Below are 26,199 nucleotides of genomic sequence, written 5' to 3' on the forward strand. Positions count from 1 at the left end.
CAAACACTGATACTTTCACATGAAAAAGTTTTTAAAAATATTGGCCTTGGTTATTGGATCATTGGTTGTTGTAGCGGTTATTGCCGTTCTTGTGATTTCTGAGCCGTTACCGACGGGAAAAACCGGCGTAGAGGCAGATGTACTGGCCAAAAAAATGCTGAAAGCCCTAAATTATGAGGCTTACAAAAAAACACAATTCTTGGAATGGTCCTTTAGAAATGGGGCTTATAGTTATGTTTGGGACAAAAAAACAGGAAGGGTGAAAGTTACTTGGGACAATACTATTGTGGAGTTTGACCAGAACAACCCCGCGGCAAGTTTGGTGACGGTCAATACCAACAAAGTTACAGGTACTAAGAAAGAGGAACTCGTAAAAAAAGCGGTTTCCAGCTTTAACAACGATTCTTTCTGGCTGGTTGCGCCCTACAAGGTTTTTGACGCCGGAACAAAACGCAGTACGGTACGCTTGGAGGACGGCAGTAAAGCACTGCTCGTGACCTATACCACTGGTGGAGATACCCCAGGGGACAGTTATCTCTGGTTGTTGAACGATAATGGGTTTCCAAATAGTTTTAAGATGTGGGTAAAAATAGTGCCCATTGGGGGATTGGAAGCTACTTGGGACGATTGGCAGGTAATGGAAAGTGGGGCGTTTTTGCCAAAAAGTCACCAATTAGGTCCCATGACACTAAGTATGGGTGAGGTTCGCGGATATCCTTAAAACTCTGACAGACCGTATTCGCTCAACACAATCTGCCATTCTTGGCTCTCCGTAATCTCCAATATGCGCTGGGAAATTTGTTGTTCCAAGGAAATGGCGTCCTTTCGGATTCCAAAGGCATAGAACTGTACATCAAACTTTTGCGGCAGAATGTCCAAGGTATGTAAGTCTGTATTTTTTTGAATGATGTACCGTAAAATTGGTTCATCGTAGATAAAGGCATCGAGCTTGCTTTTTTCTAAATCCATTAAGCCCGGTAAAACTCGATCGTAGGTACTGATATCTTTAAAAAACCGTGCTTGTAAAAAGCTTTCCGCTTCCGAGTCTTTGACCGTACCCACTTTTCTTTTTTTATAGGTGTTAAAATCACCTTGGCTGCTCTCCAACTGATCAACCGTTAAACTAGATGCTATACTTGCGGTGAGCCCAGAAACAAATAGTAACCCACAGAACATAAGCCCTAGGGCAGCTATCTTTCCCAATCTGCTTTTTGGTGACTTATCTCCGTATCCCACAGTGGATAAAGTAACCATCGCCCACCAAAGACCATCCCAAACCCCACGAATACCCGGTCTAAAATCATTGGGATTCCTTTTGTGTTCCGCCAACCAAGTCAGACTACCGAAAAACAGCAGAATAACGAATAGCAGAACAAACCCTCTTAAAAAATTTATGTGAAAGAACGCACCAAAAAACTGTTTCACTTTCTCTAGGGAGGATTTTTCCGTAATGGCAATGGTAGAATGTGACGCAAAAAAAGAATGGGTAAACTCCATTTCCCTGCTACGTTCCCCGGTTATCGTCAGCGGGTTAATGGATACGTCTATTTCGCCACGTTTTAGCGCATTGAGCATACTGGAAAATTCCATGGGCTCCAAGGTGTATTCTAGATGAAGGTCTTCTGCCACCCGCTGCCAAAGCCATAGATTTATACCCTCTAAAAGCTCATTTTCCGCTATGACAAAAGGGGCAGCAGGGGTGTATGCAACCCTTAGGGTATCCGTTTTCCCCCGGGAAAATGCCATGGTGAAACAGGCAACGATAAAAAGGGTAACTAACACACGTTTTTTCTTCATGGGTCGTTTTTAGTTTTATAAGGCCTAATGTCTAAAATATACCATTAATTTTGAAGGCCGTAATCTAAGGACTATAACTTATGAACTTTAATGCAAGTACACCACTGGACCATATTCTTAAGGCCCTGTTTGAACCCTATAAAAACAATGTGCCGGATGTAGGCCTTATTGTCAGCGCCATGGTCTCAAAAAGCATGATAGCCAATGAAGATGACATCATAAATGATCACATTGCCTTTAGGACCTTGGGCGTGCCCAATTTAGGGATTGCCTCTCTGGAAAAGATTTTTTTAGCCTATGGATATGAGCGAAGGGATGCTTATGATTTCCCGGAAAAAAAATTGGATGCCTTTTGGTACGCCCCACCATCGCCAAAGTATCCTAGGATATTTATCAGTGAGCTACGGGTTGGGGAACTATCCCAACAAACACAGGAAATTATTTATAAATACACCAGTGGCATTGGTAAGGACCCGGTGGATTCCTTGGATTTTGACCATCCTAAAACAGTTGGGGATTTCTTTTACCGTCCGCTATGGCAGGTGCCGACAAAAGAGGAGTTTAATACCTTGGCGGAAGAAAGTGAATACGCAGCTTGGGTCATTTACAATCGGTATTACCTAAACCACTATACCATCAGCGTTCACGCCTTACCGGAGCCCTATGGTAAACTGGAAGCCTTTAATGAATTTTTAGAGGATAACGGCATTAAATTGAATACCTCTGGTGGCAAAATTAAAACCAGCGCAGATGGATTGTTAAGGCAAACCAGTTCTATTGCTAAAATGATTACCGCTACGTTTGCCCATAACGAACGTATGAAAATTGCCGGAAGTTATGTGGAATTTGCAGAGCGTTCTCCCCTGCCCCAGTTTTCCAAACTACCAAAGGACCAACTAAAGCCCATTCATTTAAGGGAGGGTTTTGAGGCCAACAATGCGGATAAAATATTTGAAAGCACCTATAAAGAGCAGACCCAACAGTAATTTTAGGTCACCTTCCCTTGACCTACCTGTCGTTTCAACTCCTCCATGGACTCTTGGAGCTGTCGTAACAGCCCGCGCTCTGTGGTGGCATCCACATTAAAGGTAAGCTTACTGGAAACTTCCCATATTTCCTGAATCTGAAAAGGTTTGATATCATAGGGTGGATAGGTCTCGTTTAAAGAAACTAAGGTGATATTGTTGGAATTGGGCCGTTTTTCAATTTTCTTGACCATGATGGAATCCTGTAGCACCACCACGTACATTTTATTGGCACTTACATGGTCTATATGTTCAATGGCGCGGGCCAATACCCACTCCCCCGGGGAAAGGTTGGGCAACATGCTATCCCCTTCCACCTGAAAACCACGGTAGGTGGCATTCCTAAATTCTGGTATAGGCATATCAAACGCAGGTAATTGTTGGTACCAGCTAGTATCCGCAATATTTTGTGGATAACCTGCTGCGGCCTTGGCATTGACCAAGACCATGTTTTCATTTTCCGCACTATCTACGGTGACCACCTTTGGAATAACGCTGGTATTAGACGTTTCCAAATGTTTTGGGGCGTTTTCACCAAACAGCCAAAGCGGATTTATCTTAAATTGTTTTAAGAGCTCTGTAACCACCTTGCCAGATAATTTGGTACGGCCACGCTCAATATCCGCCGTTGTATTGGATACCCCCAATAATTGCGCAAATTCTGCCTGCGTATACCCTAAATCCCGCCTAGTTTCTATAAAGCGTTTGAGCGTCAATTCATTTTCCATCGCTATTTCTAATTTTCATTCCTGCCTTGGTGGCTATGTCTTTTAGGGGACAGTACAACCAAAGTGGTACACTGAACAACCCAAAGATACACTATTAGGACTATATCCAAAAATAGTTTGGAATATTTCCATTTATTGGAATATTTCCATATTTTTGATAGGAATTATTCCAAATATGAACTATCAACGTATCAAAGAAAAATTGGATATCCTTGCAGACGCCGCAAAATACGATGTCTCGTGCTCTAGCAGTGGTAGCAAGCGAACCAACACCAAAAAGGGGTTGGGAGACAGCACCAGTATGGGAATTTGCCATAGTTATACGGAAGATGGCCGCTGTATTTCATTATTAAAAATACTACTGACCAATTATTGCATATTTGATTGTGCCTATTGTGTGACCCGTAAAAGCAATGACATAAAAAGGGCCGCATTTAAAATACAGGAAGTAGTAGACCTTACCATTAATTTTTACCGCAGAAATTATATAGAGGGGTTGTTTTTAAGTTCTGGAATATTTAAAAGTCCTGATTATACAATGGAACGCTTGATAGCTGTTGCCAAGAAGTTACGAACCCAAGAAAACTTCAATGGGTATATTCATTTAAAATCCATTCCCGGAGCAAGCGATGAATTGATGCATGAGGCCGGATTGTATGCAGACCGTTTATCGGTCAATATAGAGGTCCCCACCATCTCTGGCCTAAAATTATTGGCACCGGACAAAAAGCATGAAGACTTTACCAAACCCATGCGCAAGGTAAAGCAGGAGTTACTCCGCTATGCCAGTGAGCGTAAACGGATTAAAAGTACGCCAAAGTACGCTCCGGCAGGTCAAAGTACCCAAATGATCATTGGTGCCACCGGGGAAAGTGACAAGGACATTATGTTTTCTGCCACGCATTATTACCAACAATACCATATGAAACGGGTGTACTACTCTGGTTACGTTCCGGTTGCAGAAGATAAGCGCTTGCCCTCCATGGGGTCCCAAGTACCATTATTGCGGGAAAATAGGTTATACCAAACAGATTGGCTATTACGCTTTTATGGTTTTAAAGTAACCGAAATTGTAAACGACAGACACCCCAATCTAGATATGGAGATTGACCCCAAACTCTCTTGGGCATTACGTAACATGGAGTATTTTCCGGTAGATGTAAATACTGCGGACAAACGTATGTTGGCTAGAATCCCAGGTGTGGGCATGGGTTCCGTCTCCAAGATTATAGGAGCACGTAGGTTTAGAAAACTAAATTGGGAACATCTTAAAAAAATAGGGATAGCCCTTAACCGAGCCCAATACTTTATAGTATGTGATAGCAGACATTGGCAAAGGGCGAATTTAGATAGCTTAACTATCAAGGGAAAAATTTTACAAAATTCAAGGAGCAAGTTCAGGACCCAACATAGCAATCAACTAACGCTTTTCAACTAAGGGGTTTATGATGGTCGATAATATATACTATTCACTTAAAAAGTTAAAAAGATGGAAACATTAGGGAACAACAACTCCAAAGCAATGTTAGAACGCACCAGAAATGCCATGTTGGCGCTAGGTTATCACTATGTAGGTTACCGCATACGCGCCAAAAAGTCGTTTTTGATGATACAAAGAACCCTTACCTCCCATTACCTATAATTTCAACGCGATGATGAATAAAAAGACCTTAATTTATGACGGCAGTTTCAACGGTTTTTTGACCGCTGTTTTTAATGCCTTTGATGAAAAAATTTCCGTTGCCGATATTCAAAAAAACGGTCGGGTCCAAAACGGGCTATTCTCTGACTCGGAGACCATTTTCACCAATGTTGCAAAGGCCAAGCGCGTATGGTCTGGCGTGCGGACCAAAAGCTGTAATGCTATAAACACCATTTATTTTGCTTTTTTAAGTGAGACTGATGGAGTAGAGTTCATGTGCTATAGGTACATCCAAAAATTGATGGCCACCAAAGAAAGGAAACACGCTGATTTTTCTGATGAAACGGTATTGTATCTTTCACAGTTGGCAAGAAAAGTAAGTCGGGAAAAACACCGTATGGAAGCCTTTGTGAGGTTTCAATTAACCAAGGACAAGGTATATTTTGCCAATGTTGAACCAGATTTTGATGTGTTGCCCTTGATTTCCAAACACTTTAGAAATAGATATGCGGACCAACGTTGGTTAATTTATGATATTAGGCGCAAGTATGGCATTTTTTACAACTTGGAAGGAGTGGAATTGGTTTCCTTGGATTTGCATGAAATACATCATAACCGAACTGGAAAAAGCACTGCGTTCACCCAAAGGGAATATCAATACCAAGACCTATGGAGCAGTTATTTTAAAAGCACCCATATCACGTCCAGAATCAATAGAAAACTGCATGTGCAACATGTTCCCAAACGCTATTGGAAGTACTTGCCAGAAAAAAAAGAGGCGGTGTAATACTTGGTATGGATTATCCCATAGCTTTTGGTAGACTACCAAATTCTTGTAGCCTTTTTTTAGCCAATTATGGCTAGCGCTATATCCGTCACTTCTAGGGGTGTTTACATTTTGGAAACCAAAACATAGTACGGAGAACGGTGTACAGCCTAAAATTCTGAATCTAGACCTGCCAGCAAGCATGTACAAATTTTATTTTATAACCTGCTAGAATTCGCTTTCATCGACAAAACACATCAAAATGCAAAATGGGTTAAATTATGATTTCAACAATTGTGGACCCGATGAAGTACCTATTCTCTTTACCCCTAGGTCAATATACTTCCAAGCTGTTGTTTTGTCACGTATTCCACCACTTGCTTTAACGAGTGCTTTGCCCTGTACGGCAGTTATCATTAATTCTACGTCTTCTATAGTGGCACCTGCTGGGCCAAATCCCGTGGACGTTTTTACATAGTCTGCACCGGCTTCCACAGCAAGCTTGCAGGCAATTTGTTTTTCTTGGTCCGTTAAATAACAAGTTTCCAAAATAACCTTGAGTACCTTTTTGCCAATCCCTTTTTTAATGGCGCCAATTTCGGTTTTTACCCAATGATGCTTGCCACTTTTTAACCAGCCCAAATTGATGACCATATCTATTTCATCCGCACCATTAACAACCGCATTTTTGGCTTCAAACACTTTGGTATCCGTAGTCATGGCACCCAAGGGAAAACCAATCACCGTTGCAATCCGTACGTTAGAACCACTTAGCAACTTGCTTGCCAAGGCACTGTAACAGCCGTTAACACAAACTGCGGCAAAACCAAAACGCTTAGCCTCCGAACACAACTTTTCAATATCCGCAGTAGTGGCCTTGGGGCTTAGGTTGGTATGGTCTATATATTTGGTGAGGTCATTCATACTGAAGGAAATTTAAGCATTTAAAAAAGTAACACTTACACGAGGTATATTGCCAATGGCCCCCATAGTTTCCAGATAAACCAATGTCGTTATATTCTTATCCGCTTATTTTTTGCCACTTAAAAAAGTGCTTTCGCATAGAAATTTCCAGTTGTATTTCCCAATTTGCCACATGGGATGGCCATCGTGGACCCATGGCAACAACCATGTGTTATTTGCTTCGTTCTCCAACGAAATGGTCTCCCTTTGCCTTGAACAGTACATTAAAACTGGTTAATGATCCATAAATACGGGTTATGTATTGCTGAAGGTCTACTTTTTCTTGGTCGTCCAAATTTTTACTGCTATTAATTTTTTGTTCCATCACCCGAATTCTATCACGCACCATTACAATTTTATGGAAAAAGGTAGCTATGGGCATTTCCTTGGCAGCTCCAGAGTCTCCGGGTTCCAGTATCAATTTGCCGCCGCGCCACTTTTCTGCCAAGGCCACTTTTTCATGGGTGTCGCTCCACTTTTCAAGAATTTTAACCAGCGATCGTTCTACATCAAAAAAACTAACGCTATCCACATCGTCTTGGAGTGCTTCTATGACTTCAAATTCTGCATCGATGGAAACAGTTTCCAGCCCATACTCTAAAAACGTGACCCAATAATGCGCGGAGGATACGTTGGTGACTACCCCTTTGCCAAATTCTGGGTGGTCTATTCTAGAGCCTATTCCTAATAATTTCATATTTTTTGTTCTGCTATTTTCAAAATCAAAAATACCCTACTCGTGTTTAAAAGCCAATTCAGTTTTAAAAAAATACCATAAAACGCTTTAGTGCAGATAGAATAAGATTTTGCATTAAAACGGATTGTGCTCAATATCGGGGTTTTCCTTTAGGGAAAAAATCGGGTGGAAAGGCTAGGGCCCTTACCGTTCAATCTGTTGCATCGACCAAAGAATAAAGAGTACGAATTAAATTCAAGCAAGGGTCTGCTTCATATTTAGCATCGGTTTGTTTATTTTTACCGCTTGTGCTATGATCAACTACGAAGAAAATATTGAGGTACGCGGCGCTCGTGTGCACAATCTAAAAAATATTGATGTTACCATCCCTCGTGAAAAGCTTGTTGTCATTACGGGGCTTTCGGGCAGTGGTAAATCATCTTTGGCATTCGATACCATTTATGCAGAGGGGCAGCGTAGATATATAGAAACCTTTTCTGCTTATGCCAGACAGTTTTTAGGCGGTTTGGAACGGCCAGATGTGGATAAGATAGATGGGCTGTCCCCGGTAATCGCCATAGAACAGAAGACCACCTCAAAATCCCCACGCTCCACCGTTGGGACCATTACGGAGGTTTACGATTTTTTGCGGCTATTATTTGCCCGGGCTGGAGATGCCTACAGCTTCAATACTGGCGAAATGATGGTCAGCTACAGCGATGAACAAATCAAACGTTTGATCGTTGAAGCTTACGATGGAAAGAAAATCAGTGTTCTGGCTCCAATAGTCAAATCACGAAAGGGGCATTACCGCGAACTTTTTGAACAAATTGGCAAACAGGGCTTTGTAAAGGTGCGTGTGGACGGGGCCATCGTGGACATTACCAAAGGAATGAAGGTAGACCGCTACAAGACGCATGATATTGAGATTGTCATTGATCGCCTTAAAGTGGGTCAAGGTCAAGATTTTGACAAACGTTTATCAGAAACCATAAACACTGCCATGTACAGCGGTGACAATGTCCTTATGGTTTTGGAGGAAGGAAAGAAAACCCCCAGGTACTTTAGCCGAGACCTCATGTGCCCATCCTCCGGCATCTCCTATCCCACCCCAGAACCCAATACCTTTTCATTTAATTCACCCAAAGGTATGTGTCCCTCTTGTAACGGTCTAGGACATGTGTACGAAGTGAACGAAAACAAAATATTTCCTAACAAAAAAGTATCCATAAGGGCGGGAGGCATCGCCCCTTTGGGAGCCTACAAAAAGTCCTGGGCCTTTAAACAGCTGGAAACCATTGGTCAACGCTATGGTTTTTCCATGGACAGTACCATTGCCCAGATTTCTGATGAGGGACTCAATGTCATTCTCAACGGCGGGAAGGAGAGCTTTTCGGTCAACTCTAAAACATTGGGTGTTAAACGGGAGTATCGCATCGATTATGAAGGTATCTCCAATTTCATAAAATCACAGTTCCAAGAGGCCAACAGCACCTCCATTAAACGTTGGGCCAAAGAATACATGGATAAGGTGACGTGTCCTAATTGCCATGGGGCAAGGCTTAGAAAAGAATCGCTGTATTTTAAAATTGATGGCAAAAATATTGCGGAACTGGCCCATATGGACATTGCGGAATTGGCCAACTTCTTCGCACATTTTGAGCAAAAAATGGAAGGCAACCAAAAGAAGATTGCTGAGGAAATAGTAAAGGAAATACGCACAAGAATCCAATTCTTACTGGATGTAGGCCTAGATTACCTCTCTCTGAACAGAAGTTCAAAATCACTGTCTGGAGGTGAGGCCCAACGCATACGCTTGGCGACACAGATTGGCTCACAATTGGTAGGTGTACTTTATATTTTGGACGAACCTAGCATTGGCCTACACCAAAGGGACAACGAGCGGTTGATACAATCTTTGGCATCCTTGAGGGATATTGGCAATTCCGTAATTGTGGTAGAACATGACCGGGATATGATAGAGGCTGCGGACCATGTCATAGACATAGGTCCCCGGGCGGGAAAACACGGTGGTGAGATCATCTCCCAAGGTCCGCCCGGTGAGTTAGTCTCGCATCAAACGCTTACGGCGGACTATATTTCAGGGGCCAAAGGGATACGGGTGCCAGAAAACCGTAGAAAAGGGACGGGAAAAAAATTGGTCTTGTCCGGTTGCACGGGAAATAACCTTAAGAATGTTACCGTAGAATTTCCGTTGGGAAAAATGATTGGGGTTACGGGGGTATCCGGTAGTGGAAAGTCTACCCTGATCAATGAGACCCTCTACCCTATTATGAACGCACACTATTTTAACGGTGTAAAAACCCCCATGCCCTATAAAAAGATTAAAGGGTTGGAACATATTGACAAGGTCATAGATATTAACCAATCTCCCATTGGCAGAACACCTAGGTCCAATCCTGCGACCTACACCGGGGTCTTTAGTGAAATACGTTCACTTTTCTCAAAAACCACGGAAGCCACCATTCGGGGGTACAAACCGGGAAGGTTTAGTTTTAACGTGCAAGGTGGGCGGTGTGAAACTTGCCAAGGTGGCGGCTTAAAGGTGATAGAAATGAATTTTCTGCCCGATGTTTTTGTGGAGTGCGAAACCTGCAACGGAAAACGTTTTAATAGGGAGACTTTGGAAATTAGGTACAAAGGAAAGTCCATTGCAGACGTGTTGGAGATGACCATGGATGAAGCCGTCGGTTTTTTTGAAAATATCCCAAAAATACATCGGAAACTTAAAACCATAGTTGATGTGGGCTTGGGCTACATATCCCTAGGGCAGCAATCAACCACACTGTCCGGTGGGGAAGCACAACGGGTAAAGTTGGCAACTGAGCTATCAAAACGGGATACGGGCAATACCTTTTATATCTTGGACGAACCCACAACGGGACTACATTTTGAGGATATTAGGGTCTTAATGGAAGTTTTGGACAAATTAGTGGACAAAGGCAATACCGTTTTGGTCATAGAACACAATATGGATGTCATTAAAATGGTGGATCATATTATTGATATTGGCTATGAAGGTGGCCGCGGAGGCGGAATGGTCGTGGCAAAAGGAACGCCGGAACAAGTGTCCAAGGATACCAAAAGCTATACCGCCAAATTTTTAAGGAACGAATTAGAACAGGCCAAGGAAAATTTGGCAAAAGCATTTTAATACCATGAGAAAAGAACAGCATCCCAAAGGTTGGAACGAAATAAAAACAAATGACTCTTGGGCCATTTTTAAAATCATGGGCGAATTTGTCAATGGTTTTGAACGTATGAGCGCCATTGGGCCATGCGTTTCCATTTTTGGCTCTGCCCGTACAAAACCTGGAGAAAAATATTATGAGCTCGCCGTTACTGTTGCCGAGGCCATTGCCAATGCCGGATATGGGGTTATTACCGGAGGTGGGCCTGGAATCATGGAAGCTGGGAATAAGGGAGCAAACAAAGCTGGCGGCACTTCTGTTGGCCTTAATATAGACCTGCCCTTTGAGCAGCATGACAATCCTTTTATTGACCCGGACAAGAGTTTGGACTTTGATTATTTCTTTGTCCGTAAGGTCATGTTCGTGAAATATTCGCAGGGCTTTGTGGTTATGCCCGGAGGTTTTGGAACCTTGGACGAACTGTTTGAGGCCATGACCTTGATACAAACCCATAAAATTGGCCGCTTTCCCATTATTTTGGTTGGAAAGGAATTTTGGGGTGGACTTGTGGACTGGATAAGGAATACCATGTTGGAGGCTGGAAACATTAGTCCAGAAGACCTAGATTTACTTCACGTAGTGGAAACCAAAGAAGAAGTGGTTGATATTATTGATGGCTTTTATAAAGGACATACCATGAGTCCTAATTTTTAATCATGTTACTAAAACCGGGTACCATTAGTCCACTCTTGCCCTTGCTTTTGCTTTTTCTCGCAAATGTGAGCGCACAGCACATTAATAAAGTAGTGGCCAACCTGGACGGTGAATCCCATCAAATCGCTATAAAACAGGAATTTACGTATGTGAATTCTTCGGAAAGCACGTTGACACATCTTTATTTTAATGATTGGAACAACGCCTACGCCAACAATACCACTCCCTTATCCAAACATTTTGGGGAAGATTTTGACAGGAGCCTTCATTTGGCAAAAAATAGGGAGCGTGGCTTTACCATCATTAAAACCATTGTGGACAAAAATTACCTTGGTTTGGAATGGGAGCGCACCAAGGGACAGGATATTATTAAAATAGCCCTGTCCGAACCCCTGGAGCCAGGGCAAAGCGTTACCTTGTTCTTTACTTATACCCTGCAACTTCCAGATGATAAGTTTACCAAATACGGTTATGCTGCGGACGGTAGCTATTATTTAAAAGATTGGTATCTAAGTCCCGCGGTTTTTGATGGCGAATGGAAGTTATATTCCAATAAAGGCCTAGAAGATTTATATACCGGTGTGGCAGATACCGAAGTACAGATAAAATTTCCGACTGGATTGTACCCGGCATCAAATTTTGGAACCAAACGGTTTACCAATTTTTCCGTTGGCCAAGAAGCTTTCTTTGTTGGAAACAATAGGAAAAACTGCACCATTATCCTTACCCCAGAAAAAGTATTTACCAAACATGTTACCCCTTCTTTAACGGTTACCACAGATTTAGAGGCCGCTAGGTATGATGAGATTCGCCAAGGGATTTCCATAACAACGGTGGCAGAGTTTTTACAAGCCTATCTGGGAGAGTATCCACATGATAACCTTCTGGTAAGCAACATTGCCTATAACAAAAATCCCTTGTATGGATTAAACCAACTCCCTTCATTTATAAGGCCGTATGAGGAGCGTTTCCAGTTTGAAATGATGTTCCTCAAGACCGCCCTCAATGCCTATTTAAGGGAAACCTTGTACTTTGATCGCAGAAAGGAAAGATGGGTAAATGATGCCATTGCCAACTATTTGGCCATAAAGTATGTAGAGCAGTATTATCCCGATCAAAGACTCATAGGCAAACTGTCCAATATTTGGGGAGTACGTGGTTTTCATCTGGCTAAAATGGATTTTAATGAGCAGTATAACCTCCTCCAGATGTTGCCTTCCAGAAGTAATATTGACCAAGCCTTGTCCACATCCAACGATTCGCTCACCATTTTAAACCAACGCATAGCCAACCCTTACAAAGCAGGCCTTGGGCTTTCCTACTTGGCAGATTTTTTGGGAACCGAACGCGTAGATAGTACGATCATTGATTTTTACAAAGTGCACCAGCTCCAACCCAAAACCAAGGTTGCCGACTTTAAGCAAGTCCTGCAACAATGTTCCGATACAGAGATAGATTGGTTTTTTGACGAGTATGTGTCCACCAGAAAAAAAATTGACTTTAAAATAAAAAAACTCAAAAAAACAGAGGACGCCATCACTTTTACCTTAAAAAATAAAAGGGGCACCAATGTGCCCATCTCATTATTTGGGCTGCGGAATGATACAGTCATCTCCAAATACTGGCTTACGGATATTGATAGTACCAAAACCGTGACCATTCCTAGGAACGGGGAAGACCGGCTGGTGTTGAACTACGACCAAAAAATTCCAGAATTTAATCAAAGGGACAATTGGAAAACCTTAGATGGGTTTCTTGCCAGTAATAAGAAACTGAAGTTTACTTTTTTTAGGGATACGGAAGACCCTTATTACAATCAGGTGTTCTACGTGCCCATTGCCAACTTTAATATCTATGACGGTATTACACCGGGCCTAAGGCTTTACAATAAAACCTTTCTGGAAAGGCCCTTTACGTTTGACGTTAACCCGCAATATTCCTTTTTGGAACGCACTATTGTGGGCGGTGCCAGTGCCCGATATAGAAAGTACCATGAAAAGGGCTCCCTATTCGTGTCCAACTATAGCATTAGGGGCGGAACCAGTCATTTTCAAACCAATAGTAGGTTTTCTACCCTAACCCCTTCCATAAGTTTTGGTTGGCGGCCAAAAGACCTACGGTCCAATAAAAGACAGTTTTTATTGTTACGCCACCGTAACGTTTTTAGAAACATTGATGAAACGGTCTTAAATGATAATACCATAGACCTAGACTTGGAAAACAATCCGGACTATAGCGTGTTCAATGCCCGCTTTAGCAGCGTGGACAACAGTTTGATAGATTTTAAATCATCCTCTGTTGATTTTCAGCATTCCAGCGAATTTACCAAACTTTCCATGCAGTTGGAATACCGTAAACTCTATGAAAGCAACCGGCAGTTGAACCTGAGGTTTTATGCGGGCAAATTTTTACGAAACGATACCAACTCTGATTTTTTCAGCTTTGCCCTTGATCGCCCTACAGACTATATGTTTGATTTAGGTTACTTGGGACGTTCGGAAGAATCTGGCTTGGTCAGTCAGCAAATCATCATTGCGGAAGGCGGGTTTAAATCCCAGTTCGAAGACCAATTTGGAAGCGACTGGATTGCCACCACCAATGCGAGTTTTAATATTTGGCGCTGGATGGAGCTTTACGGAGATATTGGGTTCATTGGGGATAAGGGGGAAAGCGCTCGCTTTGTGTATGACTCGGGGGTACGCCTTAATTTGGTCACGGATTATTTTGAACTATATTTTCCCGTCTATTCCAATAATGGTTGGGAAATTGCACAGCCCGACTATTTGGAACGTGTACGTTTTATCGTCACCATTAGTCCCAAAACCTTGACTGGGCTTTTTACCAGAAGGTGGTTTTAATTATCATATTAATAAAATATTCCACTTTTTAGTTCGTTATTTTTTAATATTACAGTTTATAAACATGTTTTTTTATGATTTATTAAACAAAATCAAGTTAAACATAGAGAACTAACCCACTGTTTTTTCTTAATTTTGCAATAAATTTCAGGTACGTATGAAGACAGACGCCAAGCAAAACAGCGAAATTTCGTTTGATGACTTTCAATCCCAAATCTTAAATGATTATCGGGTTGCGGTCATGAGCAGGGAATGTAGCTTATTGGGGCGTCGGGAAGTACTTACGGGCAAGGCCAAATTTGGCATTTTTGGCGATGGAAAGGAATTACCGCAACTTGCTATGGCCAGGGCATTCCAGAATGGGGATTTTAGAAGTGGCTATTATCGGGACCAAACCTTTATGATGGCGCTTGGCCATTTAAATCCAAAGGGGTTTTTTCACGGACTCTACGCTACCACGGATATAGAAAAGGAGCCTATGAGCGCCGGCAGGCAAATGGGCGGTCATTTTGTGACCCATAGTATTAATGAGGATGGCACTTGGAAAGACTTGATCAAACAAAAAAACAGTAGCGCGGATATTTCGTGTACCGCAGGACAAATGCCCCGGTTATTGGGATTGGCGCAGGCGTCTAAAATATACCGTCATGTCCATGGAATGGATAGCTCAAAATTTTCGAACAATGGAAATGAAGTAGCTTGGGGCACTATAGGCAATGCCAGTACCAGTGAAGGACACTTTTTTGAAGCCCTCAATGCTGCCGGGGTAATGCAAGTTCCCATGGTGATTAGCGTCTGGGATGACGCTTATGGGATTTCCGTACCGGCCAAATACCACACCACCAAAAGCGATATTTCGGAAGTGCTCAAAGGTTTTCAAAGGGACGAAAAGCACGATGGTTACGAAATTTTTAAAGTTAAGGGTTGGGATTATACGGCGCTTATCCATGCCTATGAAAATGCGTCTGACATCGCAAGGGAAAAACATGTTCCCGTGCTTATCCATGTCACCGAACTTACCCAGCCACAAGGGCACTCAACCTCTGGTTCCCATGAACGTTACAAAAGTGCAGAGCGTTTGGAATGGGAGCGGGAACACGACTGCAATAAAAAATTCCGCGAATGGATTTTGGACAACAACATTGCTACGGAAGAAGTGCTAAAAGAAATCGAAAAAGGATGCAAACAAGAAGTACGGCACGCAAAAAAAGAGGCGTGGACAGAATTTCTTGCCCCACATAGAAAACATAAGACAGAACTGGTACAACTGCTGTCCAAACTTGCTGCTGCTACTCCAAACCGGGTGTTTGTGACCAAAATCATGAATGACCTTATTTCGATAGAAGAACCAATAAAACGGGATTTAGCGGCTAACGGTAGAAAGGCGTTACGCTATGTCATTGGAGAAGATTCCCCAGAAAAGCAGGCCCTACAACAATGGGTGAACACGTTTATGGCCAATAGCCAGCAAAAATACAGCTCTGAGCTTTACAGTACACAAGATAATAATGCCATCTCCATACCTATGGTGAAGCCTACCTATTTGGATGATGCAGCAATGGTAGATGGTAGGATGATTTTACGGGATAACTTTGACAAACTCTTTGAAAAATATCCCGAAGCATTAATTTTTGGCGAGGACACCGGAAACATTGGTGATGTAAACCAAGGTTTGGAAGGATTACAAGAAAAATATGGTGAGCTGCGTATTGCAGATACGGGCATTCGGGAGGCAACCATTGTTGGCCAAGGTATAGGATTGGCCATGCGCGGACTTAGGCCCATTGCAGAAATTCAGTATTTGGATTATATCATGTACGGATTACAAACCTTAAGCGATGACCTTGCCACCTTACGATACCGTACCGTTGGCAAACAAATAGCGCCCTTGATCATTAGAACAAGGGGGCATCGTTTAGAAGGTATCTGGCATTCTGGTTCCCAAATGGGTGGACTCATTCATTTTTTAAGGGGAATGTATATTTTGGCACCCCGAAACATGACGCAAGCCGCTGGTTTTTACAATAGTTTAATGAAAAGCCATGAACCCGCATTGGTGATAGAAAGTCTTAATGGATATAGGCTTAAAGAACGTAAACCGCAGAATCTAGGCGAATTTTGCACGCCTATTGGTGTTGTAGAAACCATAAAACCAGGAACGGACATTACGGTATTATCCTATGGGTCTACCTTAAGATTGGTGACCCAAGTGGCCAAGGAACTACAACAGGTGGGCATTGACGTTGAGGTAATTGATGCCCAAAGTCTTCTCCCGTTTGATATTAACCATGACGTGGTAAAAAGTGTACAAAAAACCAATAGGCTGCTCATCATTGATGAGGATGTTCCCGGTGGCTGCTCCTCTTATTTAATGCAGGAAATCATAGAAAAGCAAGGGGCTTACCAATATCTAGATAGTGAACCACAAACCTTAACGGCAAAACCGCATAGACCGGCATATGCCACCGATGGTGATTATTTCTCCAAACCCAGTGAGGAGGATATTTTTGAGAAAATTTATGACATCATGCATGAGTCCAACCCGGAAACGTACCCTGAATTGCGTTAGGGTATAAAATGCAGCTATCTACCGGAAGGCAGGTGTAGAAGCTAAATATTGGCTTTAAAGCCGTACTCAGTACCGTTTTTTCCTTGCTCAATATCAATAAATATCACATTTTGTTGGGTACGCAGCTTAAAATGCAAAACGGGTTTTATTACTTATGTTTATAATTTGTCGCGTTTATGCCTGCTGTTATTTAGTAAAACAGTGTTAAAATCTATGGTTTTTCTTCATAAAAATTGGGGTTTTACATTCGCATAAATTAATTATCTTCGAACTAGGTTACATTAGATGTTTAATTTACCCCCCTAAAATGAAAACAAAAGCGCTACAACAGCTAGGTTTGGCCTTGCTGAGAATCATCCCATCTTCATTTATGATTTTTGCACATGGGTTAGGAAAATTCCAAAAGTTAATTGCCGGAGACTTTACATTTGCAGATCCCATTGGCATAGGCCCGGCGCCCTCCCTATTTCTTGCGGTCGTTGGGGAAGTGGTGGCACCACTCTTAATCATTGTAGGGTTTAAGACTAGATTAGCGGCCATACCTGCATTTATTACCATGTTTGTAGCCGCTTTTATCACCCATGGTACGGACCCTTTTGGTAAAAAGGAATTGGCACTGCTCTATGCGGTTTTCTTTTTGGTTATCTTTCTGGTCGGTCCTGGAAAATACAGCATTGATAAAAAGTAACTAAAAAACGGCGGCAAGGAGTTCCTTGAGCAAATCATGCTCAGATATCCCGTGTGTACCCACCCCTTTTCCTTTTACATCCAACCCTCGGATGCTGGAAATGATGCGGCTCACCTCTTTCATTGGGTAGTTTTTTGCCGCAATTTGGTACTCGCCCACAAAAAACGGGCTAATACCCAAGGTAGAGGCCACACTGTTTTTAGAGCGGTCTTTTAATCCATGGTATTTTAATAGCTGTACAAAAAAACTGTACATACTACTTATGGTAACCACAAACGGATTGGCCTTGGGGTTTTGTGCAAAATAGTTGACAATTCTATTGGCCTTGACCACATCACGGGACCCTATGGCCTTGCGTAACTCAAAATTATTAAAGTCCTTGCTAATGCCAATATGCTTTTCTACCACCTCAGGGGAAATCTCCTCCCCTTTTTTCACCACCAAGAACAGTTTATTCAGTTCATTGTCTATTTTATTGAGGTCCATACCCAAGAACTCCACCAATAATGCAGAGGCCTTTGGGTGTATTTTATATCCTTTACCCAAGAGGACGCGTCTTATCCAATCTGCTATTTGATTTTCATAAAGCTTTTTACTTTCTAAGATTACCCCAGTTTTTTTAAGGGTTTTATATAATTTTTTGCGTTTATCAATGGTCTTGTACTTATAACAGACTACCAGGACCGTGGTAGGCTGCGGTTGCTCCGCATAAGCCACCAATTGTTCAATGGTACGCGATAAATGCTGGGCCTCCTTTACAATGATTACCTGGTGTTCTGCCATCATGGGGAATCTCTTGGCATTGGATACAATATCATCTACGGTGGCATCCTTCCCGTAAATGACCATTTGGTTAAAGCCCCTTTCGGCTTCCGTTAATACGGTTTTACCAATATAGTCCGATATTTTATCTATATAATAAGGTTCTTCCCCCATTAAAAAGTAAATGGGCTTTAGGATACCGTTATTTACATCCGTCACAATACGTTTGGCTTCTTCCATCAAAAAAAATTCATCAAATTTGTGCCATGCAGCGGCTTAATTTTCCGGTATATCATTTTCGGTTTAAAAATACCGAAAATACCCCCTATATTTTTGATGTGATCCGGAAAAAATTTGTAGTACTTCAACCAGAAGAATGGGTCCGCCAGCATGTTTTGCTTTACTTGATGCAGGAAAAAAAGTATCCAAAAAGCCTAATCAATGTTGAGAAACAACTCATGCTCAATGGGTTAAAAAAAAGGACGGATATTATTATTTTTCAACCAGATGGTCGTTTGGAGCTTTTGGTAGAATGTAAGGCGCCGCAAATTGCCATTACCCAAGACACATTTGACCAAATTGCCATGTATAACCTAAAATTAAAAGCCAACTACTTAATGGTGACCAATGGCCTTCAACATTATTGCTGTGAAATGGACTGGATAGCAGAAAAATATAGATTTCTGCCCGAAATTCCTGATTTTAGCCGTTAATTTGCCCCGTTTTGAAACTCGCTATTGTTATATTAAATTGGAATGGTGCGCAACTCCTAAAGGACTACCTCCCCGCTGTCCTCCGCTACTCGGGGAATGCGGAAGTCTATGTCATAGACAATGCCTCTACCGATGATTCTGTCTCCCAATTACGAGAGCATTTTCCAGATGTACATCTCATTAGGAACCCAAAAAATTTAGGCTTTGCCGGAGGTTATAACAGCGGACTACAAAAGGTTGATGCCGATGTTTTTTGTTTGTTAAATTCGGATGTGGAAGTTACCCCGGATTGGACATTGCCCATGATTTCCTTATTTAAGACAAGACCGGAGGTGGCCATTGCACAACCCAAAATCCTAGATCTTCGTAAAAAGGATTATTTTGAATATGCCGGTGCCGGAGGGGGGTTTATTGACAAGCTGGGCTATCCGTTTTGCCGGGGCCGCATTTTTCAGTCCATTGAAAAGGATGATGGTCAATATGACGATATCAAGGAAGTCTTTTGGGCAACAGGGGCATGTATGTTCATTAGAAAAGCAGTCTTTAACGCGCTAGACGGCTTTGATGCCGACTACTTTGCCCACCAAGAAGAAATAGATTTGTGTTGGCGGGCCAAAAACAATGGGTATAGCGTATACTATGTGGGCACTTCCAAAGTGTACCATTTGGGGGGATTTACCTTAAAAAATTCCAACCCTAACAAAACCTTCTTAAATTTCAGGAACTCCCTGTATTCCATTACCAAAAATCTACCACGGGCATTGGCTTTCCGTCTTATTTTTACCAGGTTAATTTTGGATGGCATCGCAGCGGTACATTTTGCGTTTCAGTTAAAATTTAGGCATAGTCTAGCCATTTTAAGGGCACATTTTAGCTTTTACCGTAACTTTTTACGGGTATACCAAAAACGCGAAAAATCTAATTTTTTGATAAATTATTCTCCGGTGAAATCCATTGTATGGTCTCATTTCGTACATGGAGTAAAGAATTTTAACACTTTGGGAAAATATTAACGACGCAGTAATCACGCCGATTTCCAATTGTTATAATTTTGAGGACTAATTTGATTGAAGTTAAACTGTATAAATAAAGAATATGAAAAAAATAGTGTTAGGAACATTGGGAGCGGCCATATTATTGAGCTCATGCGTATCGCAAAAAAAATACGCAGAATTGGAAGCAAAACATATGGAAACACAGGATTTGCTAAATTCTGCCACCGTTAAATTAAACGACTGCTTGGAAGAAAAAGCGGCAGCAACCTCTAAAATGGATGCGCTTGCCGAGCAAAATGCCTTTTTAAAGGCAAACAATCAAGAACTCATTAACAATATGGGGGATTTGACCACATTAACCGCCAAGGGAGCGGAAAATCTTGAAAAATCATTGGAGAGCCTACAAGAGAAGGATTTAACCATCAGAAGATTACAAGATGCCGTAACAAGACGTGATTCCGTAAACCTATCCTTGGTCCAAAGTTTAAAGGGTGTTTTAGGAAACTTGGATGATGAGGACATTGAGGTAAGTGTAGAAAAAGGTGTGGTCTTTGTATCCATCTCTGACAAATTATTGTTCAGGAGTGGAAGTTATAACGTTACCGCGGCAGCCAAAAATGTATTGAGCAAGGTGGCCAAAGTGGTGAACAACAAGCCAGATTTTGAGTTTATGGTTGAAGGCCACACGGACGATGTACCGTACAGGAAAGGGGTCTTAGTGGATAACTGGGACCTTAGCGCCAAAAGGGCGACGTCCATTGTGAGAATCCTTCAGAATGACTATGGGGTTGACCCAAAACGTATGACAGCCGCAGGACGAGCAGAATTTGTGCCCGTTTCCGCAACCGACAAATCCAAAAATAGAAGAACCCGTATTGTGGTACTGCCAAAAATAGACCAGTTCTACAGTATGATCGAGGACGGAATGAAAGATCCTGCCATCAACAAATAAACAGGTACAGACCTGTAGAGTAAGAGCGGCCCATGGCCGCTCTTTTTTTTATTTAGAAAACCATAGTGCATTTTGATGAAAATTCGTCAGTTCGAGTGATTTTTTGACACGAAGTATCGGAAAATAGTATGGAGAATCAGAATTTTAGCATTGCAACCTTCTTCCCGATACTTTTTCTTCCAGAAAAAACTCGAACTAACGGCTTTAAATCCAAAAAACATTCAAAATGCACAACGGGTTTAGAAAATATCCAAACTGCCTTTACCCTCCCTAACTATTTCCGGTTCATAGCCCGAAAGGTCTATCACCGTTGAGGCCATATTGTCCCCATAACCACCATCGATGACCACATCCACCACGTGCTGCCATTTCTCAAAAATCAATTCTGGGTCCGTGGTATATTCCAAAACATCATCATCATCACGGATAGAGGTAGATACAATAGGGTTTCCCAAGGTAGCCACTAAACGCTGCGCTATGGCATTGTCAGGAACCCTAATGCCTACGGTCTTTCTTTTCTTAAAGTCCTTTGGAAGGTTATTGTTGCCAGGAAGGATAAAGGTATATGGACCAGGTAAGGCTCTTTTTAAGATTTTAAATGTGGTGGAATCTATCTGCCGCACATAGTCGGACAAATTGCTCAAATCATGGCAAATAAAAGACCAGTTGGCCTTTTGGAGCTTAATACCTTTTAACCTGGCAATTTTCTCGAGTGCCTTAGATTTGGTGATATCGCACCCAAGCCCATAGACCGTATCCGTAGGATAAATGACCAGCCCCCCGTTACGGAGCACCTGCACTACCCTATCTATTTCTTTTTGGGAGGGGTTATCCTCATAAATCCGAATAAAATCTGCCACTTTTATGGGTTTAACTATGGTATTTTCAAGGTACAAAAACTAAAATTACCAACCATGCTATTTTTTATACTGGGTACTTAAAGTCTGATATACCTTTACTTGTATTTTTAAGCAAAAGGTACGCTAAATTGCTAAAAAAAGTAAAAGTCCTTTCGTTGTATTGCTTTAAAATTAGAATGCCTTCCACAAAGCCCTTTGATGGATGAATCCAACTTGCGGTTAGCTCTGTACGATGCCCCCTATTTACTCTTCTATTTTTTCATAATTCACAAGCGCCCTTGCAATGCCATCAGGATTGGGATCTAGGTAAAGTTCAGCACCTTTATTAAGTTTCACTTTTTTCAATTCCCCCTTTGCTATGTCTATTTCTTCAATAATTTTCCCGTCTTGTTGAATTCTGATAGAAAATGTTCTATTTCCTATATTTTCTACCAATGCATAGCAATCTTGTCCAAAAAAGGGATTTATTGTTCCGTCCTGCCCAGGTCCCTTTCCGGTCATTATCATACTCTGGGACGGTACCAATACAAGTTCTGTTTGGGCTGTCACCCGCAGTTGTAACAGAAATATAAGGCTGATAGTAAAAATTAGTGTTTTCATAATGGCCTCATTTTAAAGGTGTGGATAATAAAAAGGTAGCTATAGACGGTTGTCGTTTGTACGATGGATAGCTGTTACACTCATTTTTCATTATAAAAAATCCATACATACGGGAAGTCTATGCAATTAGATAAGTCCTAGTCACCAATTATTTCCCTTTTTAAGATAGTTACTGTTTCGCTATCCGTAACGAAGATAAATAGTATCGCAATGGTCTACAATTAAAATAGTATCCATCGCTTTTCTGCGATCTGCAGCCACTATTATACCAATAATGAAATGTTTGGCATACCTATTTTTTTAATATTTCCTTGTTGCGCTAACACCAACACAAATCCCAAGGGACTTCCTTAGCTATGTCAACTATATGGATGTGCGCAGGCCTTTATATAAAAACCAAAGGCACATTGGTTTGGAAATTTTGTGTTGAGCAGTGTTATGGATACAATTGGGGCTCCAAAATGCCTTTGTCTTGGAACATTGTTTTATTCATTTCAAAGTGCATTTCTGTCATTCCGTTATAATATTCCTTAAGACTTGGCAATGTAAAAGCGTTTCTTAGGCTATCTACCTTTGTACTGTCTATAAGTCCAATTTTTGGAATTGCCTGTCCTTTGCCATTATAGGTAACCTGCGTACCAAACCGCTGCGGTTTATTAAGGTTAATATTAACCCTATCTTCTAACATGGCATAGTGATATTTGTCCGCACTGCCCTTTTCAATTTCTTTTTTCAGGGCCTCCAGCATTTCTTGTTGAAAAGGGATATCATTATCTGCATGTTGTATCGGTAACCAAAAATTAGTGGCAGCCTCCTCTCCAATCTTTTTCTCCCCCAGATAACCATACGCTTTGTATAGTTTTTTTATGCTATTTTGATTCTCAATACCTACGCTATCCCTTTTTTGTTTAAAGATTTCCCATGCTTTTTTTGTTCCGTAGGTTTCAAATAATTCGGCTGGTGGAATTCCCGCATATTTTTGGTCAATGGCTTTAATTTTAGTCAATTCTGCAATTATTGTCTCTTTTTCTTTTTGGGTAATTTCCCGCTCTTTTTTACAGCCAAGGATTAAGGTACCCATTACAACAAATAAAATTATTCTTTTCATAGTACTAAACTTATGATTACCAATGTATTAAATGTTTCACAACAAATATATTTGATTGGTTATGGCAGATCATGGAAAACTCTTCTTTTTGGCTATTAAAGACTTGATCTTGTCCTCTTCCAAAAGTGTCTGGCTAAGGACACGCTCCTCAAGTGATAACCGTTTGTGCTTTTTTGTCTTCATACAACAAATCTAAAAATTGGATTCGTTGCGTTAAGTTATTGAACTTGCAAGGGATATTATAGCTTGTTGCCAACTGTCTCGGCAATGACCAGTTGCGTGGGTTAACACGGACTTTTTCAAGTACACGAAAAGCAAAAAATTCCTGCGGAATTTTCAGAATAAGCCTGTGGTAGCAATTGTAGCCAGTTTTTCTCGGTACTGTTGTTCCACAACCCTTGTAAATTCTGCTTTATCACGTCTTAATAATTCTATGCCACCTTCATTTACGATGTTTGGATTAAAGTCTCTTAAATGGTTGTCGCTCCAGACGCCCAACTCTACAATTATGGGTGTCATTGCCAGGCCCTTTTCGGTTAAAAGGTAGATGTTGGATTTATTATTGTTTGGAAGTTTTGTTTTAGTAATAATTCCAAACGCTTCAAGCTGTTTCAATTTTGTGGTCAGTATGTTGGTCGCAATGCCTTCATCACTCTCTGTAAAGTCCTTAAAGGTCTGCTTATTTTCCATAAGCATCTGTTTTACTATGACCAACATCCATTTATCACCCAAAATGTCAAGAGCCGTGGTAAACGGACAATTACAACGAAATTTTGTTTCCATTTTTTTCATTCTCATCAATTGTAAAGGTATTAAAAAATCATATCACTTGCATTTTGCAATTTATTATAGGATTACTTGCAAAATAAAAGTATTATTGTATTTTTGCTTGCATAACACAAGTAATAAAATCCCATTATATGAAAAAAATAGTAATCGTATTAATCCTCGCAAATGTATTTACCGGTTGTAATTCAAATAAAACAAATTCAAATCGCAACAAATCAACACCAACTTCTAACTCAAAAACAACAAAAATGAACAAAAAAGAAACCGCTGTGGCTTTTGTACAAGCCGTTACCTCGCAGGATGCAGATAAAGTAAGAGCACTGGCCAATCCAGATTATATTCAACACAATCCATTTTTGCCCACAGGATTAGAACCCTTTATTCAACTGTTTCCTATGCTAAAAGAAAATGGAACCAAAGCAGAAGCAGTTCGTGTCATCGAAGACGGAAATTTCGTAGTGCTACATCAATTATGGACAGGTGCCAAGCCTTTTGGTGCAGATAAAATGGTGTCTTTCGATATTTTACGATTTGATGAGAATGGTAAAATAGCCGAACATTGGGATGCCCTGCAACCTTTTGTAGCACAAACAGCAAGCGGAAGAACTCAAGTAGATGGTGCAACGCTGATTAAAGATTTAGACAAAACAGAAGCGAACAAAGCCTTGGCGAAGTCTATGGTAGAAGATATTTTAATGGGTAAAAATCCAGATAAAATTGCAGACTATATCAGTACCGAGCAATATGACCAACACAATTCTGCAATTAAAGATGGACTTAATGGTATTATGGAAGCGGTGCAGTACCTCACTTCGCAAAACAATATGTTTCAGTACACTAAAATCCATAAAGTATTAGGTGAAGGTAATTTTGTACTCACCGTGAGTGAAGGCAAATGGAATGGCACAAACAATGTGTTCTACGATTTGTTACGTTTTGAAAATGGAAAAGCCGTAGAGCATTGGGATGTTATACAAGAAATCCCAACCGAAAATTTAGCCAACGATAACGGAATGTTTGGATTTTAAAACAAAAATAATAAGAGCGTTACCACAAGGGTCGCGCTTTCCGCTGTATCTTTTTTTCACAAAAAAAGGATGCCGCTGCAATCCCTAACGCTAAAAACATCAATTAAAAATTAAAATATGAAAAAAGCACTCATTATAAATGCTCACCAAGAATATCCGTTCGCCAAAGGTGAATTGAACAGAGAAATCGCCAAGCGTATTGCAAACTATTTAAAAAGTATTGCCTATGAAATCAAAACCACCACGATGAAAGACGAATGGAATGCAGATGAAGAAGTGGACAAACATACTTGGGCTGATGTCGTTGTTCTACAATCGCCTACCAATTGGATGGGTTTTCCTTGGATTTTCAAGAAGTACATGGATGAAGTGTATACGGCCGGCATGTTTGGTAAAATGAGCCAAAACGACGGCAGAATAGCAGAAGCACCAAAGAAGAATTATGGTGCCGGTGGCTTAATGCAAGACACCAAATATATGTTGTCCTTAACGTTTAATGCACCAGAAGAGTCATTCAATGACCCAAGCGAATTTCTATTTGCAGGTAAATCGGTGGATGATTTGTACTTTGCACAGCATATGAATTTCAAGTTTTTTGGTATGCAACCATTGCCAACTTTCGCTTGCTTTGATGTCATGAAAAACCCAAATATTGAGAATGATTTTAAAAGGCTAGAAGCACATCTTAAGACTAATTTTACCGAGTAGTTACGACAAGGGTTATTCCAAAATATAAAATCACTAGGATAAGGCTCTTGTCGTTTTTTGTCCGAAATTTTTGTTCAAATATTTTACAACGCCTAAGCTAAAGGCA

General features: G+C 41.1%; 24 protein-coding genes. 15 read left to right on the top strand and 9 right to left on the bottom strand.

Features of this window, described 5'->3' with window-relative positions; genetic code table 11:
* The first annotated feature begins 19 nt into the window (after positions 1-19).
* Complete coding sequence (locus tag I595_RS01885) at positions 20-721, top strand: hypothetical protein (RefSeq protein WP_054557689.1); 702 nt, start codon at positions 20-22, stop codon at positions 719-721.
* Here the strand turns inward: I595_RS01885 and I595_RS01890 are convergent.
* Complete coding sequence (locus I595_RS01890; RefSeq protein ID WP_054557690.1) at positions 718-1,797, bottom strand: transporter substrate-binding domain-containing protein; 1,080 nt, start codon at positions 1,795-1,797, stop codon at positions 718-720. The two genes, I595_RS01885 and I595_RS01890, sit on opposite strands and share 4 nt — an antisense overlap.
* A gap of 80 nt (positions 1,798-1,877) precedes the next feature.
* Between I595_RS01890 and I595_RS01895 the strand changes: the two genes are divergently transcribed.
* Positions 1,878-2,783 carry a DUF1338 domain-containing protein gene (locus I595_RS01895; RefSeq protein WP_054557691.1) on the top strand — a complete coding sequence of 302 codons (906 nt, stop codon included), beginning with the start codon at positions 1,878-1,880 and terminating at the stop codon, positions 2,781-2,783.
* A gap of 2 nt (positions 2,784-2,785) precedes the next feature.
* On the opposite strand, the gene I595_RS01900 is transcribed toward I595_RS01895, so the two are convergent.
* Positions 2,786-3,550, bottom strand: a complete 765-nt coding sequence (locus I595_RS01900) for an XRE family transcriptional regulator (protein WP_054557692.1) — start codon at positions 3,548-3,550, stop codon at positions 2,786-2,788.
* 175 nt (positions 3,551-3,725) lie between these two features.
* On the opposite strand from I595_RS01900, the gene I595_RS01905 reads away from it, so the two are divergent.
* From I595_RS01905 to I595_RS01910, 3 genes are read left to right on the top strand one after another with little or no spacing between them, the layout of a single operon-like run.
* Entirely contained in the window at positions 3,726-4,988 is a 1,263-nt protein-coding gene (locus tag I595_RS01905; RefSeq protein ID WP_054557693.1) for a putative DNA modification/repair radical SAM protein, read from the top strand.
* A 51-nt stretch (positions 4,989-5,039) separates the two neighbouring features.
* Positions 5,040-5,192 carry a hypothetical protein gene (locus I595_RS17290; RefSeq protein ID WP_157449624.1) on the top strand — a complete coding sequence of 51 codons (153 nt, stop codon included), beginning with the start codon at positions 5,040-5,042 and terminating at the stop codon, positions 5,190-5,192.
* 10 nt (positions 5,193-5,202) lie between these two features.
* Positions 5,203-5,979 (top strand): TIGR03915 family putative DNA repair protein, encoded by a 777-nt coding sequence (locus I595_RS01910; RefSeq protein WP_054557694.1) that lies wholly within the window; start codon positions 5,203-5,205, stop codon positions 5,977-5,979.
* Between the two features lie 258 nt (positions 5,980-6,237).
* Here I595_RS01910 and deoC read toward each other — a convergent pair whose 3' ends face one another.
* Positions 6,238-6,882 (bottom strand): deoxyribose-phosphate aldolase, encoded by a 645-nt coding sequence (gene deoC, locus I595_RS01915; protein WP_054557695.1) that lies wholly within the window; start codon positions 6,880-6,882, stop codon positions 6,238-6,240.
* A 211-nt stretch (positions 6,883-7,093) separates the two neighbouring features.
* Positions 7,094-7,618: a hypothetical protein gene (locus I595_RS01920; protein ID WP_054557696.1), complete on the bottom strand. Its 525-nt coding sequence runs from the start codon at positions 7,616-7,618 to the stop codon at positions 7,094-7,096.
* Positions 7,619-7,910: 292 nt separating this feature from the next.
* On the opposite strand from I595_RS01920, the gene uvrA reads away from it, so the two are divergent.
* The 5 genes from uvrA to I595_RS01945 all read left to right on the top strand — a co-directional run bounded on the left by uvrA (position 7,911) and on the right by I595_RS01945 (position 17,578).
* A complete protein-coding gene (gene uvrA / locus I595_RS01925; protein ID WP_054557697.1) occupies positions 7,911-10,772 on the top strand; it encodes an excinuclease ABC subunit UvrA in 2,862 nt (953 codons plus the stop codon).
* Between the two features lie 4 nt (positions 10,773-10,776).
* The gene (locus tag I595_RS01930; RefSeq protein WP_054557698.1) at positions 10,777-11,463 is read left to right on the top strand and encodes an LOG family protein; all 687 of its coding nucleotides are present in this window, start codon (positions 10,777-10,779) and stop codon (positions 11,461-11,463) included.
* A 2-nt stretch (positions 11,464-11,465) separates the two neighbouring features.
* Positions 11,466-14,321 carry a gluzincin family metallopeptidase gene (locus tag I595_RS01935; RefSeq protein ID WP_054557699.1) on the top strand — a complete coding sequence of 952 codons (2,856 nt, stop codon included), beginning with the start codon at positions 11,466-11,468 and terminating at the stop codon, positions 14,319-14,321.
* 157 nt (positions 14,322-14,478) lie between these two features.
* The gene (locus tag I595_RS01940) at positions 14,479-16,890 is read left to right on the top strand and encodes an alpha-ketoacid dehydrogenase subunit alpha/beta (protein ID WP_054557700.1); all 2,412 of its coding nucleotides are present in this window, start codon (positions 14,479-14,481) and stop codon (positions 16,888-16,890) included.
* A gap of 307 nt (positions 16,891-17,197) precedes the next feature.
* Positions 17,198-17,578, top strand: a complete 381-nt coding sequence (locus tag I595_RS01945; protein WP_054557701.1) for a DoxX family protein — start codon at positions 17,198-17,200, stop codon at positions 17,576-17,578.
* Here I595_RS01945 and holA read toward each other — a convergent pair whose 3' ends face one another.
* The gene (gene holA / locus I595_RS01950; RefSeq protein WP_054557702.1) at positions 17,579-18,580 is read right to left on the bottom strand and encodes a DNA polymerase III subunit delta; all 1,002 of its coding nucleotides are present in this window, start codon (positions 18,578-18,580) and stop codon (positions 17,579-17,581) included.
* A 26-nt stretch (positions 18,581-18,606) separates the two neighbouring features.
* On the opposite strand from holA, the gene I595_RS01955 reads away from it, so the two are divergent.
* From I595_RS01955 to I595_RS01965, 3 genes are all read left to right on the top strand, one after another.
* Positions 18,607-19,053 (top strand): type I restriction enzyme HsdR N-terminal domain-containing protein, encoded by a 447-nt coding sequence (locus I595_RS01955; protein WP_054557703.1) that lies wholly within the window; start codon positions 18,607-18,609, stop codon positions 19,051-19,053.
* A gap of 11 nt (positions 19,054-19,064) precedes the next feature.
* Positions 19,065-20,066: a glycosyltransferase family 2 protein gene (locus tag I595_RS01960; RefSeq protein WP_054557704.1), complete on the top strand. Its 1,002-nt coding sequence runs from the start codon at positions 19,065-19,067 to the stop codon at positions 20,064-20,066.
* 82 nt (positions 20,067-20,148) lie between these two features.
* Positions 20,149-21,000, top strand: coding sequence for an OmpA/MotB family protein (locus I595_RS01965; RefSeq protein WP_054557705.1), 852 nt, complete (start codon positions 20,149-20,151; stop codon positions 20,998-21,000).
* A gap of 239 nt (positions 21,001-21,239) precedes the next feature.
* Here the strand turns inward: I595_RS01965 and I595_RS01970 are convergent, their stop codons facing one another.
* From I595_RS01970 to I595_RS01985, 4 genes are all read right to left on the bottom strand, one after another.
* A complete protein-coding gene (locus I595_RS01970; RefSeq protein ID WP_054558012.1) occupies positions 21,240-21,860 on the bottom strand; it encodes an L-threonylcarbamoyladenylate synthase in 621 nt (206 codons plus the stop codon).
* A gap of 243 nt (positions 21,861-22,103) precedes the next feature.
* Positions 22,104-22,460, bottom strand: coding sequence for a hypothetical protein (locus tag I595_RS01975; RefSeq protein WP_054557706.1), 357 nt, complete (start codon positions 22,458-22,460; stop codon positions 22,104-22,106).
* A 436-nt stretch (positions 22,461-22,896) separates the two neighbouring features.
* Positions 22,897-23,568, bottom strand: coding sequence for a DUF6624 domain-containing protein (locus tag I595_RS01980; protein WP_054557707.1), 672 nt, complete (start codon positions 23,566-23,568; stop codon positions 22,897-22,899).
* Between the two features lie 336 nt (positions 23,569-23,904).
* Complete coding sequence (locus tag I595_RS01985; protein WP_054558013.1) at positions 23,905-24,351, bottom strand: winged helix-turn-helix transcriptional regulator; 447 nt, start codon at positions 24,349-24,351, stop codon at positions 23,905-23,907.
* 137 nt (positions 24,352-24,488) lie between these two features.
* Here I595_RS01985 and I595_RS01990 point away from each other — a divergent pair, with 137 nt between their 5' ends.
* Positions 24,489-25,385, top strand: a complete 897-nt coding sequence (locus tag I595_RS01990; protein ID WP_054557708.1) for a nuclear transport factor 2 family protein — start codon at positions 24,489-24,491, stop codon at positions 25,383-25,385.
* A 117-nt stretch (positions 25,386-25,502) separates the two neighbouring features.
* Positions 25,503-26,093 carry an NAD(P)H-dependent oxidoreductase gene (locus I595_RS01995; RefSeq protein ID WP_054557709.1) on the top strand — a complete coding sequence of 197 codons (591 nt, stop codon included), beginning with the start codon at positions 25,503-25,505 and terminating at the stop codon, positions 26,091-26,093.
* Positions 26,094-26,199: the final 106 nt, after the last annotated feature.

Origin of the sequence: Croceitalea dokdonensis DOKDO 023, assembly GCF_001306415.1 — a bacterium.
GTDB classification, from domain to species: domain Bacteria; phylum Bacteroidota; class Bacteroidia; order Flavobacteriales; family Flavobacteriaceae; genus Croceitalea; species Croceitalea dokdonensis.

What these genes read in the sequence shown, in the direction of transcription:
- I595_RS01990 (WP_054557708.1), top strand. Translation starts at nt 24,489, where the DNA reads ATGAAAAAAATAGTAATCGTATTAATCCTCGCAAATGTATTTACCGGT.
- I595_RS01965 (WP_054557705.1), top strand. Translation starts at nt 20,149, where the DNA reads ATGAAAAAAATAGTGTTAGGAACATTGGGAGCGGCCATATTATTGAGC.
- uvrA (WP_054557697.1), top strand. Translation starts at nt 7,911, where the DNA reads ATGATCAACTACGAAGAAAATATTGAGGTACGCGGCGCTCGTGTGCAC.
- I595_RS01900 (WP_054557692.1), bottom strand. Translation starts at nt 3,550, where the DNA reads ATGGAAAATGAATTGACGCTCAAACGCTTTATAGAAACTAGGCGGGAT.
- I595_RS01945 (WP_054557701.1), top strand. Translation starts at nt 17,198, where the DNA reads ATGAAAACAAAAGCGCTACAACAGCTAGGTTTGGCCTTGCTGAGAATC.
- I595_RS01920 (WP_054557696.1), bottom strand. Translation starts at nt 7,618, where the DNA reads ATGAAATTATTAGGAATAGGCTCTAGAATAGACCACCCAGAATTTGGC.
- I595_RS01935 (WP_054557699.1), top strand. Translation starts at nt 11,466, where the DNA reads ATGTTACTAAAACCGGGTACCATTAGTCCACTCTTGCCCTTGCTTTTG.
- holA (WP_054557702.1), bottom strand. Translation starts at nt 18,580, where the DNA reads ATGGAAGAAGCCAAACGTATTGTGACGGATGTAAATAACGGTATCCTA.
- I595_RS01985 (WP_054558013.1), bottom strand. Translation starts at nt 24,351, where the DNA reads ATGGAAACAAAATTTCGTTGTAATTGTCCGTTTACCACGGCTCTTGAC.
- I595_RS01930 (WP_054557698.1), top strand. Translation starts at nt 10,777, where the DNA reads ATGAGAAAAGAACAGCATCCCAAAGGTTGGAACGAAATAAAAACAAAT.
- I595_RS01975 (WP_054557706.1), bottom strand. Translation starts at nt 22,460, where the DNA reads ATGAAAACACTAATTTTTACTATCAGCCTTATATTTCTGTTACAACTG.
- I595_RS01995 (WP_054557709.1), top strand. Translation starts at nt 25,503, where the DNA reads ATGAAAAAAGCACTCATTATAAATGCTCACCAAGAATATCCGTTCGCC.
- I595_RS01940 (WP_054557700.1), top strand. Translation starts at nt 14,479, where the DNA reads ATGAAGACAGACGCCAAGCAAAACAGCGAAATTTCGTTTGATGACTTT.
- I595_RS01885 (WP_054557689.1), top strand. Translation starts at nt 20, where the DNA reads ATGAAAAAGTTTTTAAAAATATTGGCCTTGGTTATTGGATCATTGGTT.
- I595_RS01910 (WP_054557694.1), top strand. Translation starts at nt 5,203, where the DNA reads ATGATGAATAAAAAGACCTTAATTTATGACGGCAGTTTCAACGGTTTT.
- I595_RS01890 (WP_054557690.1), bottom strand. Translation starts at nt 1,797, where the DNA reads ATGAAGAAAAAACGTGTGTTAGTTACCCTTTTTATCGTTGCCTGTTTC.
- I595_RS01905 (WP_054557693.1), top strand. Translation starts at nt 3,726, where the DNA reads ATGAACTATCAACGTATCAAAGAAAAATTGGATATCCTTGCAGACGCC.
- I595_RS01895 (WP_054557691.1), top strand. Translation starts at nt 1,878, where the DNA reads ATGAACTTTAATGCAAGTACACCACTGGACCATATTCTTAAGGCCCTG.
- I595_RS01980 (WP_054557707.1), bottom strand. Translation starts at nt 23,568, where the DNA reads ATGAAAAGAATAATTTTATTTGTTGTAATGGGTACCTTAATCCTTGGC.
- deoC (WP_054557695.1), bottom strand. Translation starts at nt 6,882, where the DNA reads ATGAATGACCTCACCAAATATATAGACCATACCAACCTAAGCCCCAAG.
- I595_RS17290 (WP_157449624.1), top strand. Translation starts at nt 5,040, where the DNA reads ATGGAAACATTAGGGAACAACAACTCCAAAGCAATGTTAGAACGCACC.
- I595_RS01955 (WP_054557703.1), top strand. Translation starts at nt 18,607, where the DNA reads ATGCAGCGGCTTAATTTTCCGGTATATCATTTTCGGTTTAAAAATACC.